General features: G+C 61.7%; 14 protein-coding genes. 6 read left to right on the top strand and 8 right to left on the bottom strand.

Going from position 1 to position 12,933, the window contains the following annotated elements; translation table 11 throughout:
• The first annotated feature begins 12 nt into the window (after nucleotides 1-12).
• From MKZ87_RS20640 to MKZ87_RS20625, 4 genes are read left to right on the top strand one after another with little or no spacing between them, the layout of a single operon-like run.
• A complete protein-coding gene (locus tag MKZ87_RS20640; RefSeq protein ID WP_085606055.1) occupies nucleotides 13-1,407 on the top strand; it encodes a COG3014 family protein in 1,395 nt (464 codons plus the stop codon).
• Between the two features lie 15 nt (nucleotides 1,408-1,422).
• On the top strand, nucleotides 1,423-1,797 hold the full coding sequence (locus MKZ87_RS20635) for a YcfL family protein (RefSeq protein WP_085696877.1): 375 nt from the start codon (nucleotides 1,423-1,425) through the stop codon (nucleotides 1,795-1,797).
• 36 nt (nucleotides 1,798-1,833) lie between these two features.
• Complete coding sequence (gene lpoB, locus MKZ87_RS20630) at nucleotides 1,834-2,421, top strand: penicillin-binding protein activator LpoB (protein ID WP_085696876.1); 588 nt, start codon at nucleotides 1,834-1,836, stop codon at nucleotides 2,419-2,421.
• 3 nt (nucleotides 2,422-2,424) lie between these two features.
• On the top strand, nucleotides 2,425-3,168 hold the full coding sequence (locus MKZ87_RS20625; protein ID WP_085696875.1) for a penicillin-binding protein activator LpoB: 744 nt from the start codon (nucleotides 2,425-2,427) through the stop codon (nucleotides 3,166-3,168).
• Nucleotides 3,169-3,228: 60 nt separating this feature from the next.
• Here MKZ87_RS20625 and MKZ87_RS20620 read toward each other — a convergent pair whose 3' ends face one another.
• From MKZ87_RS20620 to MKZ87_RS20610, 3 genes are all read right to left on the bottom strand, one after another.
• Entirely contained in the window at nucleotides 3,229-3,861 is a 633-nt protein-coding gene (locus MKZ87_RS20620) for a LysE family transporter (RefSeq protein WP_064600316.1), read from the bottom strand.
• A gap of 115 nt (nucleotides 3,862-3,976) precedes the next feature.
• Entirely contained in the window at nucleotides 3,977-4,558 is a 582-nt protein-coding gene (locus MKZ87_RS20615) for a mechanosensitive ion channel family protein (RefSeq protein ID WP_011336505.1), read from the bottom strand.
• Nucleotides 4,558-6,468, bottom strand: a complete 1,911-nt coding sequence (locus MKZ87_RS20610) for an ATP-binding cassette domain-containing protein (RefSeq protein WP_266201910.1) — start codon at nucleotides 6,466-6,468, stop codon at nucleotides 4,558-4,560. Before MKZ87_RS20610 ends, MKZ87_RS20615 begins: the two co-directional genes overlap by 1 nt.
• A gap of 50 nt (nucleotides 6,469-6,518) precedes the next feature.
• On the opposite strand from MKZ87_RS20610, the gene MKZ87_RS20605 reads away from it, so the two are divergent.
• Complete coding sequence (locus tag MKZ87_RS20605; RefSeq protein ID WP_085696873.1) at nucleotides 6,519-6,980, top strand: TIGR02444 family protein; 462 nt, start codon at nucleotides 6,519-6,521, stop codon at nucleotides 6,978-6,980.
• Here MKZ87_RS20605 and MKZ87_RS20600 read toward each other — a convergent pair.
• Complete coding sequence (locus MKZ87_RS20600) at nucleotides 6,977-8,209, bottom strand: AlgP family protein (protein WP_266201909.1); 1,233 nt, start codon at nucleotides 8,207-8,209, stop codon at nucleotides 6,977-6,979. The genes MKZ87_RS20605 and MKZ87_RS20600 overlap by 4 nt on opposite strands.
• 192 nt (nucleotides 8,210-8,401) lie before the next feature.
• Here MKZ87_RS20600 and MKZ87_RS20595 point away from each other — a divergent pair, with 192 nt between their 5' ends.
• Nucleotides 8,402-9,067, top strand: coding sequence for an FKBP-type peptidyl-prolyl cis-trans isomerase (locus MKZ87_RS20595; RefSeq protein ID WP_085696871.1), 666 nt, complete (start codon nucleotides 8,402-8,404; stop codon nucleotides 9,065-9,067).
• A gap of 60 nt (nucleotides 9,068-9,127) precedes the next feature.
• Here MKZ87_RS20595 and MKZ87_RS20590 read toward each other — a convergent pair whose 3' ends face one another.
• From MKZ87_RS20590 to MKZ87_RS20575, 4 genes are all read right to left on the bottom strand, one after another.
• Nucleotides 9,128-9,586 carry an Rsd/AlgQ family anti-sigma factor gene (locus MKZ87_RS20590; protein ID WP_007951863.1) on the bottom strand — a complete coding sequence of 153 codons (459 nt, stop codon included), beginning with the start codon at nucleotides 9,584-9,586 and terminating at the stop codon, nucleotides 9,128-9,130.
• Nucleotides 9,587-9,771: 185 nt separating this feature from the next.
• Nucleotides 9,772-10,323 carry a disulfide bond formation protein B gene (locus MKZ87_RS20585; RefSeq protein ID WP_085696870.1) on the bottom strand — a complete coding sequence of 184 codons (552 nt, stop codon included), beginning with the start codon at nucleotides 10,321-10,323 and terminating at the stop codon, nucleotides 9,772-9,774.
• A 220-nt stretch (nucleotides 10,324-10,543) separates the two neighbouring features.
• Nucleotides 10,544-11,782, bottom strand: coding sequence for a heme biosynthesis protein HemY (locus tag MKZ87_RS20580; protein WP_085696869.1), 1,239 nt, complete (start codon nucleotides 11,780-11,782; stop codon nucleotides 10,544-10,546).
• On the bottom strand, nucleotides 11,779-12,921 hold the full coding sequence (locus tag MKZ87_RS20575) for a uroporphyrinogen-III C-methyltransferase (protein WP_085696868.1): 1,143 nt from the start codon (nucleotides 12,919-12,921) through the stop codon (nucleotides 11,779-11,781). Before MKZ87_RS20575 ends, MKZ87_RS20580 begins: the two co-directional genes overlap by 4 nt.
• Nucleotides 12,922-12,933 lie beyond the last annotated feature (12 nt).

Here is a 12,933-nt window from a genome sequence, read left to right as displayed (position 1 = left end):
AAGAAGTACCCCATGGCATTCCGCGCTCCCACTCTGATCGCGCTCAGCGCCGTCACCCTGCTGTCCGGCTGTTCGGCGTTTCGCAACTACGATTCCGAACTGGCCCAGACCAACCAGCAACTGGCTACCGGCAACGTCGACGCCGCCCTGACCCTGCTGGAAAAGAACAACACCGGCCCGGACAAGGACCTGCTCTATTACTTCGAAAAGGGTGAACTGCTGCGCGCCAAGGGCGATCTGTCCGGCAGCCAGAATGCCTGGACCAGCGCCGACCAGGTGGTGGGCAAGTGGGAAGACTCGGTCAAGCTCGACACCGACAAGTACCTGGCCCAGTTCGGCAGCTTCCTGGTCAACGACAAGGTGCGCCGCTACGAAGGCTACGACTACGAAAAAGTCATGCTGACCACGCAGATGGCCCTGAACCTGCTGGCGGTCAATGATTTCGACGGCGCCCGTACCGCAATCAAGAAGACGCACGAACGTGAAGCGGTGATCGCCGACCTGCGCGACAAGGAATACCTCAAGAGCGAAGAGGAAGCCGAAAAAGAAGGCATCAAGACCGAATACAAGGACTTGCAGGGCTATCCGGTCGCCAGCCTCGACGCGCCGGAAGTGGTCGGCCTGAAAAACAGCTACCAGAGTGCGTTCAGCCACTACCTGGCCGGTTTCGTCTATGAAGCCCTGGGCGAGAAAGACCTGGCTGCGCCGGGCTATCGCAAGGCTGCCGAGCTGCGCCCGAACACCCCGCTGCTGGAGCAGGCGCTGGTCAACCTCGACAAGCCGGTCAAGAGCGACGACAGCGACATCCTGATCGTGGTGCAAAGCGGTCTGGCGCCGGCCCGCGATTCGATCCGCGTGCCGTTGCCGCTGCCAATCTCCAACAACGTAGTGATCACCCCGCTGTCGTTCCCGATCATCAAACCTGACACCTCCACCGCGACCTTCGCGCAGATCGGCGTCGATGGCCAGCAGGTCGACCTGACCGCACTGAACAGCACCACCGCCATGTCCCGCCGCGCGCTGCGCGATGACATGCCGGGGATCATCCTGCGCACCACCGTGCGCGCGATCACCAAAGGTGTGGCGCAGAAGAAGATCAACGAAACCAACCCGCTGGCCGGTCTGGCGGTCGGTATTTCTTCAGCTGTGCTCGAAGGTGCCGATACCCGTACGTGGCGCACCCTGCCGGACACCACACAAGTGGTCCGTCTGCGCCTGAAAAAGGGTGAGCACCAGGTTACTCTGCCGAGCGCCGTCGGGGGCTCTCAGGTCAAGGTGACCGTCGATCAGCGTTACCAGGTGATCACCCTGCGCGCCGTCGGCAATCAGGTGTTCGCCGCCGGCCTCGCCGCCCACGTCACCCCGAGCGCTGGCGCCACCGCCGTGGCCAGCCTCAAACAACCTTAAGAACGGAGTCTTTGCATGCGCCTCAAACTCATCGCCGTCGCCGCCTTCGCCCTTCTGGCGAGCGGCTGCGCCACCCCGCCACCGCCGGAGCCGGGCAGCGCCGCGAGCAAGGTCGTGGCCATGGGCCCGCAGAAACACATCGTGGTCGGCGCGATGCGCGTGGCCCGCGAAAACGGTTTCATGACCGTCAACGTGCAGTTGAGCAACACCCTCAACAGCAACAAGACGTTCTACTACCGCTTCGCCTGGCTCGGGCCGGAAGGGTTCCCGATCGCCGAAGAAGAAGTCTGGAAGAGCCAGATGATGTACGGCGCCCAGACCAGCTTCATCCAGGGCATTGCCCCGACGCCGAAAGCCGTGGACTTCCGTCTGGAACTCAAGACGCCTTAAGCCCGACACCCTATTTCCGATTCAGAGATCATTCCCATGTTTGCACGCTTTTCCTTCATCGCCGTCCTCGCCCTGCTGGCCTCCGGTTGCGCCAACACTTCGCCGACCCTGGGCAGCAAGAACATCAGCTACGGCGACACCAAGGCCGTTGAAACCGTGACCAACGAGTTCGGCTCCACCGACCTGCAGATGATCGCCGAATCGATGACCCGTTCGCTGGCCCAGTCAGGCATCCTGCAGGGTCGCCCTGTGGTGCAGGTCTACGACGTGAAGAACAAGACCAGCGAATACATCGACACCCGCGAAATCACCACCAGCATCAAGACCCAGCTGATGAAGTCCGGCACCGCCCGCTTCGCCAGCGACAACAATGCGATGCAGAGCCAGGTCGACCAGCTCAAGCTGCAAAATCAGAGCGGCCTGTACAAGAAGAGCACCGTGGCCAAGACTGGCAACATGATCGCCGCCAAATACCGTCTTGAAGGTTCGATCAGTTCGATCGTCAAGCGCAGCAGCGACTACAAAGACGTCTTCTACAAATTCAGCCTGCAACTGATCGACGTTGAAAGCGGTCTGGCCGAGTGGATGGACGAAAAAGAGATCCGCAAAACCACGGAGCGTTAATCGATGCGCGCATGGATTGGCATGATGGCCCTGGCTTGCGCGTTCAGCGTGCAGGCGGCCCCGAAAGTCGCGGTGACGGATCTGGCGTACCAGGAACGTGTGGAGCAATACATCCACATCGTTTCGGCACAGAACAATTACCGCGAAGGTTATTACAGCGCCAGTGGGTCTTCGAGCTACAACGAGCTCGAAGCCACCACCAGCTACATCGAACAGACCGAACTGCGTAAATTCACCGGTGACATCAAGGGTGAAATCCTGCGTACCGGCATGTTCCAGCTGGTGCAGGGCACGCCGTACACCGCGTCCTCCAAAGGTGACGTCTACGACGTGATCAAGCGGATCAAGGCCGGCAACTTCAAGGGTGCCGATTACGTGCTGTTCGGCACTGTATCGGACATCGACTTCACCCAGGACGTGAACGAGCTGGCGAACACCGACAGCTACTCCGCCGTGCTGGGCCTGACGCTGGTGGCTGACTTCAGCCTGATCAACACCAAGACCTACGAAATCACCTCGGCCTTCACGGCGATGGGTGAAGCGCAGGACACCAAACTGGTGAACCACCGCGACATCAAGATCTCGCTCAACCGCCCGCGGGTGGTGCGTGACGTGTCGAAGGCGCTGGGCGAAGACGTGGCCGGGCAACTGAGCATGCAGCTCGGCGGTGGCGGTTACGAGCAGCCGCGTGAGCCGCAGCAACGTAACAATCTGCCGCGTGATACGGCGCCAGTGATTCTGCGCTGATTAACAGTCGGAAACGAAAAAGGCGACCTGCAAAGGTCGCCTTTTTTGTGCCTGTACGCTTTACGCAGCAGCTTTGCGCAACGTCGCCATGAACGCCGCGGCGCCAATGAACAGCCCGGCAAACGTGCGGTTCATGCGTCTCTGCTGAGTCGGTGTGCGCAACAGGCGCAGCACCTTCGAAGCCAGACCGGTGTAGCCGGCCATGACGATCAGGTCGACCGCAATCATGGTCACGCCGATCACCACGTACTGGATCAACAGCGGCGCATGCGGATTGATGAACTGCGGCAGCACCGCCAGCATGAACACCAGGGCCTTGGGGTTGCTGATGTTCACCAGAAAGCCACGGAACACCAGGGCCAGCGGTTTGCCGATCGGCCGGACCGCCGCGTCGTCACTCATGTCCATCGGCAGTGCGCGCCACTGCTTGATCGCGAGATAAACCAGGTAGGCGACACCGAACCATTTGATCGCGTGGAATGCGGTGGCCGAAGCGGTGAGAATCGCGCCGACACCGGCGCCGACGATGGCGATCTGCACAGCCAGGCCGATCTGCAGGCCCAGGGCATTCCAGTAGCCGCGCCAGAAACCGTATTGCAGGCCGCTGGACATCGACGCAATGGCGCCGGCACCCGGAGAAAGGCTGATCACCCAGCAGGCGGCAAAAAACGCCAGCCATGTTTGAAGCTCCATCGCACACCTCGACTTCGGACTCGTGACAATCCTCAAAGCTAATGCGGATTTGGCTGGATGACTACCGATTTTTTGCAGGATGTTGCGGCCGCCGACCAACGCGGCCGGCGCGCGATCACTTTTCGAAACCGCTGGAAGGGAACACATCCGTGCCGCGCCAGCGTCGCACCGAACGCTGGAAGAACAGGCTGTTGGGCACTTGCACCATGGCGCTGCCGGTGCCGAGTTCTTCGGCTTCGATCAAGGTGGTGTAGAGCAGATTGATCGCTACCACCCGACCTTTGACGCCGGGCTTGTCGGTGGTGTCCACCAGTTCGACAACGTCGCCGAGACGAAACGGACCGACGGTGAAGATCAGAATTGCGCAGAGCAGGTTCGACAGCACGCTCCACATCGCGAAAAAGGCCACCGCCGCCACCGCGACGAAGCCCGACAACGCAGTCCAGAGCACCGTGGCCGAGACTCCAAGGCGTTCCAGCACGAAGATCAGCGCACTGCCCATGATCAGCCAGCGCAGACCGCCGCGCAGCGGCATCAGCAGCTGCGGCGGGAACGGATACTTCTCGCCCAGGCGGGTCAGGAATCGGGCGACGACACGCTGGGCGAAGTAGCCGGCCAGCAGGATCAGCAGAATCTGCACGCCGAGCCAGATCGGCTCGACCCACATGGCCGGCAATGGAAGTTTGAAGGCTTCCATCAGGACAACGCCTCCAGCTCCGCCTGCATGCTTTCCAGCGTTTCCAGGGCTTGCATCCACGCTTCTTCAAGTTCGCCTTCGCGGACTTTCAGCTTGGCCTGCTCGGCCAGCAGATCACGCAATTCGCTCTTGCGCGCCGGCTCGTAGATGTCGCTGTCGCCAAGGCTGGCATCGACCTTCGCCAGCTTCTCGTGCAGCTTGCCGAGCTCGGCTTCGAGTTTGTCAGCCTCGCGCTTGTGCGGCGCCAGTTGCTGACGCAACGCAGCGGCGGCCTGCCGCTGGGCCTTCTTGTCAGTCTTGTCCGGATTGACCGGCGTGTTGCTGACCGGGGCGTTGCGCTGGCGGTATTCGACCAGCCAACGAGCGTAATCCTCAAGATCGCCGTCGAACTCTTCGACCTCGCCGTCCGCGACCAGGAAGAAGTTGTCGGTGGTGCTCTTGAGCAGATGCCGATCGTGGGAAACCACCAGCACCGCACCACTGAACTCCTGCAACGCCATGGTCAGCGCCAGGCGCATTTCCAGATCCAGGTGGTTGGTCGGTTCGTCGAGCAGCAACAGGTTCGGCCGCTCCCAGGCGATCAGCGCCAGGGCCAAACGGGCCTTTTCGCCACCGGAGAAATTCAGCACCGGCTCGTCGATCCGCGCACCGCGGAAGTCGAAACCACCGAGGAAGTCGCGCAGGGTCTGCTCGCGCTCGGTTGGCGCCAGACGCTGCAAGTGCAGCAACGGGCTGGCCTTGGCATCCAGAGAGTCGAGCTGATGCTGGGCGAAGTAGCCGACCACAGTGTTCTCACCGCGAGTCAGGCGCCCGGCCAGTGGTTCGAGTTCACCGGCGAGGTTTTTGATCAGCGTGGACTTGCCTGCACCGTTGGGGCCGAGCAAGCCGATTCGCGCGCCGGGGGTCAGTTGCAGCTTGACCTTCTCCAGCACGGTTTTCTCGCCATAACCCAGGCGCGCATCAGACAGGTCGATCAGCGGGCTGGAGATCTTGGTCGACTCGCGAAACACGAAGTCGAACGGCGAATCGACGTGGGCCGCCGACAGCTCTTCCATGCGTTCCAGCGCCTTGATCCGGCTCTGAGCCTGACGGGCCTTGGTGGCCTGGGCCTTGAAGCGGGCGATGTAGCTTTCCATGTGCGCACGTTGCGCCTGCTGCTTCTCGTAGGCCTGTTGTTGCTGGGCCAGACGTTCGGCACGGGCGCGCTCGAACGCGGTGTAGCCGCCACGGTAGAGCGTCAGCTTGCGCTGATCGACGTGGGCCACATGATCGACCACTTCATCGAGGAAATCCCGGTCGTGGGAAATCAGCAGCAAGGTGCCGGGGTAACTTTTCAGCCACTCTTCGAGCCAGATGATGGCGTCGAGATCCAAGTGGTTGGTCGGTTCGTCGAGCAGCAGCAGGTCTGATGGGCACATCAAAGCCTGCGCAAGGTTCAGACGCATCCGCCAGCCACCGGAGAAATCTCCTACCTGACGATCCATCTGCTCGTTGGTGAAACCGAGCCCGGCGAGCAACTTGCGCGCTCGCGCATCGGCGGTGTAACCATTGGCGCTGTCGAGTTCGGCGTGCAGGCGCGCCAGCGCGGTGCCGTCGTGGGCCTCTTCGGCTGCCGCGAGCTCGCGCTGCACTTGGCGCAGACGCAGGTCACCGTCGAGCACATAGTCGACCGCCAGGCGTTCGAGCGTATCGACCTCCTGGCGCATGTGGGCGATACGCCAGTCGGCCGGCAGCAGACAGTCGCCCGAGTCCGGGTGCAACTCACCGCGGAGCAAGGCGAACAGGCTGGATTTGCCGGCGCCGTTGGCACCGATGAGGCCGGCTTTCTGGCCGGCGTGCAGGGTCAGCTCGGCGTCTTCTAGCAGACGTTGCGGGCCACGCTGTAAAGTCAGGTTCTGAAGTCGGATCATAATGGCGGCGGAGTCTACCAGCTTCCCCCGCAACTGGCGCGAGTAGCACGATGTCCTCTGACCTGTGGAGCTTTGCCCTTGCCGTCTACGCCCGTCCTGGCGTGGAGGATGCCTGCCTGCGCCTGCAATCGGCGGGAGCCAACGTGTGCCTGATGCTATGCGGCTTATGGCTGGAACAACGCGATGTGACCTGTGACGAGGTGCGCGCCCGGCAGCTTGTGGAACTGACAGAGCCCTGGGACCGGGAAGTGGTCCAGCCGTTACGCGCATTGCGCACGCAGTGGAAAACCCTGGCCGACACCGATCCGGTGCTCAAGGGCATGCGCGAGCAGATCAAGGGACTGGAGCTGGAGGCGGAGCGTGCACTGCTGTCGCGACTTGAAGGCGCCGCGCAAGGCTGGAAGCGTGACTCCAAGGAATCGAGTGACTGGCTGAACGTGCTGGCCGGCCCGGCGGCCAACCTGAACCGCGACGCGCTGCAAGTGCTGCGCGTCGCGGCGACCGGCGCTTAGGAAGCGCTGGACGGATTGCTGGTGACGCTCGACACCGGCGCCGGGGATGGCGTGGTTGCGGTGGTCGAGGTAGTGGCGGCCGGTGCCGGTGCTGCAGTCGGAGCCGGGGTTGTCGGTGCGGCAGGTTTGGCAGCAGGCGCAGTGGCAGGTTTTGCTGCAGCTGGTTTTGCTGCTGGCTTGGCGGCAGCTGGCTTGGCAGCGGCAGGTTTTTTCACCGCAGGTTTTGCAGCAGGTTTCGCTGCTGGCTTGGCGGCCGGTTTGGCAGCGGTCGCTGGCTTGGCTGCGGTGGTTGCAGGCTTCGCGGCGGCAGCCGGTTTGGCGGCTGGTTTGGCAGCAGCTTTTGCCGCAGGTTTCGCCGCCGCTTTGGCAGCAGGTTTCGCCGCAGGTTTCGCCGCCGCTTTGGCAGCAGGTTTCGCCGCAGGTTTGGCAGCGGTTTTCGCCGCAGGCTTGGCAGCAGCAGTTTTGGCGGCTGGTTTGGCAGCGGCTTTAGCGGCTGGTTTTGCTGCCGGCTTTGCAGCCACTTTGGTGGCTGGCTTGGCAGCAGGTTTCGCAGCGGCAGTGCTTGCCGGAGCGGCCTTCGCAGCAGCGGTTTTCGCCGCAGGTTTGGCAGCTGGTTTTGCAGCAGCCGGCTTGGCAGCAGCTGGTTTGGAAGTCGCTGGTTTGGCTGCTGTGGTTTTGGCCGCAGGTTTAGCAGCGCTGGCGGCTGCAGGTTTCTTCGCGGCTGGTTTTGCAGCGGCTTTCACTGGCGCTTTTGCCGGGGCTTTGACCGGTGCTTTTGCAGCAGGTTTGGCAGCCGCTTTTTTCGCAGGCGCCGCTGCCGGTTTGGCCGAACGCAGGGACAACGCCTTGCCGACGGCCTCTTGAACACGACCGACACCCTGGGCCAGTTTCAGGCTTTCCTGGGCATCGCGCTTGAGTTGCAGAATGTAGCTGCGGGTATCGGACTGACGCTCCTTCAGGGCATCAAGCAGATCTTCGAGTTCCTTCACGGCAGCCTTGGCCTTGGTCTGCGCCTTGGCTTTACCGGCCGCTGCTGCGTCCTGCAATTTGGTGCGGGATTTGTGCAGCTTTTCTTGTGCCTTGCCGCGCTGCTTTTCCAGTTTGGCGAGCAGTTTTTCAGCATCAGCCAAGGCTTGGGAGCAAGCGTTTTCCAGATGCTCGAGCAAGCTGCCCGAGAGTTGTTGGAGTAAATGCAACGGAGTGTTTACAGGCTTCTTGGTGGCCGACATGGTTTACCTCCTGGCTGACGTGAGTGCGGCTCATACTAGACCTCTGCTGCTACCGCCGCTAGGGCATGTTGACAGTATCGAAAGCACTCGGTTGCAGGCTTGCGAAAAACTTCTGCGCATTGGCAAAAGCAGTTCACCGTTGCAGACGTTCGCGCTGGCATAATCCACCGCAATTCAGGACGGAGAGTGCCCATGTCGCGCTACCTTTTTTTATCCCTCTGCATGATTTTTTCCTTGGCGCAGGCCGACGAAAAAAACACTGCAAACGATGCCCACGATCTGGCTTACAGCCTGGGTGCCAGCCTCGGTGAACGGCTGCGCCAGGAAGTGCCGCAGCTACAGATCCAGGCGTTGATCGAAGGTCTGCAACAGGCCTATCAAGGCAAACCGCTGGCACTGAGCGAGGCACGCATCGAGCAGATCCTCGCCGATCACGAATCGCAGACAGCCGAGCAGGCAGCGATGCCTTCGACTGAAGCCGCGATGGAAAACGAGCGACGTTTTCTCACCGCCGAAAAAGCCAAACCGGGTGTGAAGGAGCTGGCCGACGGCATCCTGCTGACCGAGCTTTCGCCGGGGAACGGCACGAAGGCCGGCCCGGATGGAAAAGTGCAGGTGCTGTATATCGGCCGACTGCCGGATGGCACCGTGTTCGATCAAAACACACAACCACAGTGGTTCAATCTCGACAGCGTGATCGCCGGCTGGCGCACGGCGCTACAGAACATGCCCGTGGGCGCGAAGTGGCGTCTGGTGATTCCGTCGGATCAGGCTTATGGCGCTGACGGTGCCGGCGACCTGATCGCGCCGTTTACACCGTTGGTGTTCGAAGTGGAATTGCGCGGCGCGACCAGTTGATCGCCCAATAAAAAACGGTGCGCCTGGGGCGCACCGTTTCTGGTTCTTGCGAGGCCGGATTCAGGCCTGAACCGAATCCTCTTCCTTATGTGCGGTATGCAGCACTTCGATCAGGCAGTCTTCCAGTTCGAAGCGCTCGTGGAGCAGGCCGCCCAGCTCCTTGAATTTCTCAGCAACGCATTTGCCTTCATCGCAAAGGTCGTTGAATGCGAGCAGCTTTTCGGTGATGACATCGATCCGTGGGTAGATCGTCTCGGCCAGTTCCAGGCCGCGCTTGTCGTTGAAGGCCTTGGCCTCGCCCGTCAGCTGTTCGTAGATCTCGAAGTGGCCGGCCGAGACGTAATCGACCAGCACGCCGCAGAACTCCTGCAAGGGCTTTCGATCCTCGGACAGCGCCTGAGGCTTGGCGCCCAGCTTGTCATAGGCAGCGATCAACTCCTCACGCTCCTGCAGCCAGCGGTCGATCAGCAGATGAACTCCACCCCAGCGTTCCTGAGCATTCTGACAACTTTCGAGCATGGCGATCTCTCTTCCCTTGTGGGTCATGCTGCTCTACACCCGCGCCCCTTCTTGTGGCTAATGCTTTGAGAGGCGGCCAGGCAGAGCGTCATCGAGCAACACAATTCCAATGACACGTGCGGGCCAGATTATGCCCGCACGACTATGGCTTCAAGGTACGCAGGAGAGAAAGTTCATACAAGTGTTTAATCCCTGACCAGCGCCGGGTGCGACGGTTGGCCGCGCAGCGGTCGCTGCAATGCCATCCAGACCTGTCGCAGCAACTGATAAAAAGCCAGGATCGACATCCCCACAAAAAACAGCAGACTCCACTCCGGAATGCTCAGATCGAACAGCGTCCAGGACAATTCCGCGCAATCGGCGGTGTCGTTGAACATGCGCATCAGTGCGCACAACCACGGCAGGCTGCTGAACATCTCTTCCGGCCCGGGCCCGCAATGCGCCAGTCTTTGCAGGGAATCACTTTGCAACAGCACTTGCCGCCAGGCCGCCGTCATGCCGCCAAGACTGGTCAACAATGCCATCACCCAATACAGCGACAGACCGACACGTTGCGGCCCATGGATCGCAGCCATACCACAACAAAGGGTGAGGACACTCATGAACAGACGCTGGACCAGACACAGGCTGCAAGGCACCAGACCGACCGCGTATTCGAGGTAATAGGAAGCTCCCAGGGCCAGAATCCCCGCAGTGAAAGCCATAAAGAACAGGGAGCGTGAGCAGGCCAAAGACATGGCTTATCCGTAAAAATAAAGACAGGCAGTTACGGTAGAGGAAAGCGCCTCGGGCTTTCAAGGCAGGTCACTGGCGACACTTCATCAGAAGTGTAGGGAAATCCCGACAAGCACAGAAGGATTCGGTGCAGTCCACTGTAGGACTTTGCTCAGGAAGGGATTTACGGGTAACTATTCAGTCACCGGAAGAAAAAGGAGGAGCATCGCTCCTCCTTTCTGATCACGCTCGAACAGCTACGGGTAATGGCGCAGCCAGCAGGCGTTCATCCAGCATCCCGAGCCCTTCCTGGAACAGCAGATTGCTGCGCTCGGTGTCACCCAACCGGGCCAGCAGGCGAGCCAACTCGGCGCAGGCCTCCGGATTACGCTGCACTCGCAGGCTGCTTTCCAGATAATCCCGCGCCTTGCCCCACAGACTGGCTTGCAGGCACAAACGCCCCAACGTCAGCAGCAGGCTGGCGTCGCCCGGATGATCCTTGAGCCAGCCTTCAGCCGCCTGCAACTGACGCGCCGGATCACTGCCGCGCACCAGACCGTAAAGGCGCGCCAGATGGCTGTCGTACTTGCGCTTGAGCGCCGTGCGCAGCACTTCTTCCGCTTCGACCTGGGCGCCCAGTTGGCGCAACTGCTCGGCGTAGGCCAGCACCAGCGCCGGTTCCTGGCGCTGGGCAGAAGTCAGCTGCTGCCAGGCTCGGTTGAGCGACTGCAAACCGACTGCGCCATCCTCTTCACGCTGGGCCGCCAGGGACAGATTTTCTCCCCAGGCGCGACGCTCGAGCTCGGTCAGCTCAGCCGGTGGCAGGACTTTGTCCTTGCGCAGCTCCGGCAACAGCCGGATCACGGACGACCAGTCACCGCGCTGCTGATGCAGGCGCTGCAACTGACGCAAAGTCTGGACATTGTGCGGATGGCGCTCGTGCATCGCCTGCAAAGTGACCAGCGCGCCATCGGTATCGCCACGATCGGTCTGCAACTGCGCATGGCTGAGGGCGATCGCCAGCTCGGCCTGCGGCTGACGCTCGAGGGCGCGCTCCAGCAGGCGATCGCTTTCCTCGTAGTGGCCTTGCTCGTTGGCGGCGCGAGCGGCGCCCAGGTAATACAGCAACGGTTGACGCTCGGCTTCAGCGGCCCGGTAAAGGTGGCGCTGGGCACTGGCCCAGCGACCTTCGGCCAGGTCGAGCTGACCATGCTCGATCGCCACCTGTACACGGCGACTGCGGTTGCGTCGCGACCATGGATTGACCACGCCGCCGGAGGTCAGCACCAACTCGACCAGCGCCTTTATGCCCCAGACCAGCAGCCACAGCACCGCGACCACCGCCAGGGTTGCCCACAGGCTCGACTCATAACGAAAGCTTTTGTAGGCGACCAGCACGTAACCGGAATGCTCGGCAATCGCCAGGCCCAGCGCCGCCGTTGCCGCGATCACCAGAAACACGATCACATACAGGCGCTTCATGGTGTCGCCTCCTGAGCGGTGCTCGCGGCCGGTTTGGCGAAGGGTTTCACTGATTCCTCGGCGTTGACGTTACGGCGCTCCAGATACGCCTGCACCGCGCTCAACGTTCCGGCCAGATCCGGCGTGTTGACGGTAACCGGTTGCTTGCTCAGTTCCGCGACCTGCTCGAGCATGATTTTGCTCTGCGGGTTGTCCGGATTGAAGTTGCCGGTGAGGACGTCACGCGCTTCGGCCAGGGCCTGGGTGTACACCGGCGCCTGGCCGTTGAGCGCAGCCCATTGCGCCTGCTCGAGCGAAAGGCTCAGGGCCAGACGCACCTGACTCAGACTCTGGCCAGCAAGCAGCGGCCGGACGTTTTTGTCAGCGTTGAAATCGATGCGGATGTAACGCGAGATCTGATCCCACCACTGCGCCCAGCGACTGGCGCCGTCGCCGTCGGAAGTCAGGCCCAGCAGCGAATCGCCGCGATCCTTGTATTCCGGCGCCAGCTCGGTGAGACCGACGACCTGATCGCGCAAGGCGCCCAGGCGCAGAAACAGCCCGGTGCGATCCGGCTGTTCGGTACTGCGCAGCGCCACAAGGGTTTTCGCCACTTGCTCGCGGGCGGCGAACGAACCGGGATCATTCTGCTCACGCAGGATTTCGTCGGCACCCTGCACCAGTGCCTGAGCGCTGCTGATGTCCTGCAGGGCGGAAAGACGCAGACTGGCCAGACGCAGCAAGTGTTCGGCCTCGGCCAGACGCCAGTCCTTGCGGCTGGCGCCGAGGACGGTTTCCAGACGCTGATTGAGGCGCTGCTGATCGCCCTGAAGCTGGGTCACCAGACGCTGGCGATCGGCAAGTTCATCGGCGCCGGGCAATTGCCCGAGACGCTCGGTCAGTCGTTGCTCGTTGAGCTTCAGGGTCTGTGCCTGATCGTTCAACGCTTGAACCTGACTCAATTGATTTTGAGTGTTGGCCTGCAGGTGTCGCACCTGCCAGACACCCCAGCCACCCACCGCAACACCGGCGGCGCCGAGCAGCAGCGCGAGAATGGCCAATCCGTTGCCTCGGCGCGGTTCGGCGGCCGGTGGCGGTGCATCAACCGGTGCATCGATCACAGGTTGAACGTCATCTTTAGGCAAGGTTGTTTCGCTCACGTATCCATCCTT

This window comes from Pseudomonas sp. MCal1 (assembly GCF_026341415.1).
Lineage (GTDB): Bacteria > Pseudomonadota > Gammaproteobacteria > Pseudomonadales > Pseudomonadaceae > Aquipseudomonas.
The sequence above is the reverse complement of the archived record's forward strand: the minus strand, read 5'-3'. Positions and strand labels throughout refer to the sequence as shown.

Excerpts from the sequence above, each read along its gene's own strand:
- MKZ87_RS20580 (WP_085696869.1), bottom strand. The coding sequence starts at position 11,782 with ATGAAGCGCCTGTATGTGATCGTGTTTCTGGTGATCGCGGCAACGGCG.
- lpoB (WP_085696876.1), top strand. The coding sequence starts at position 1,834 with ATGTTTGCACGCTTTTCCTTCATCGCCGTCCTCGCCCTGCTGGCCTCC.
- MKZ87_RS20605 (WP_085696873.1), top strand. The coding sequence starts at position 6,519 with ATGTCCTCTGACCTGTGGAGCTTTGCCCTTGCCGTCTACGCCCGTCCT.
- MKZ87_RS20635 (WP_085696877.1), top strand. The coding sequence starts at position 1,423 with ATGCGCCTCAAACTCATCGCCGTCGCCGCCTTCGCCCTTCTGGCGAGC.
- MKZ87_RS20615 (WP_011336505.1), bottom strand. The coding sequence starts at position 4,558 with ATGGAAGCCTTCAAACTTCCATTGCCGGCCATGTGGGTCGAGCCGATC.
- MKZ87_RS20640 (WP_085606055.1), top strand. The coding sequence starts at position 13 with ATGGCATTCCGCGCTCCCACTCTGATCGCGCTCAGCGCCGTCACCCTG.
- MKZ87_RS20610 (WP_266201910.1), bottom strand. The coding sequence starts at position 6,468 with ATGATCCGACTTCAGAACCTGACTTTACAGCGTGGCCCGCAACGTCTG.
- MKZ87_RS20585 (WP_085696870.1), bottom strand. The coding sequence starts at position 10,323 with ATGTCTTTGGCCTGCTCACGCTCCCTGTTCTTTATGGCTTTCACTGCG.
- MKZ87_RS20590 (WP_007951863.1), bottom strand. The coding sequence starts at position 9,586 with ATGCTCGAAAGTTGTCAGAATGCTCAGGAACGCTGGGGTGGAGTTCAT.
- MKZ87_RS20625 (WP_085696875.1), top strand. The coding sequence starts at position 2,425 with ATGCGCGCATGGATTGGCATGATGGCCCTGGCTTGCGCGTTCAGCGTG.
- MKZ87_RS20595 (WP_085696871.1), top strand. The coding sequence starts at position 8,402 with ATGTCGCGCTACCTTTTTTTATCCCTCTGCATGATTTTTTCCTTGGCG.
- MKZ87_RS20620 (WP_064600316.1), bottom strand. The coding sequence starts at position 3,861 with ATGGAGCTTCAAACATGGCTGGCGTTTTTTGCCGCCTGCTGGGTGATC.
- MKZ87_RS20600 (WP_266201909.1), bottom strand. The coding sequence starts at position 8,209 with ATGTCGGCCACCAAGAAGCCTGTAAACACTCCGTTGCATTTACTCCAA.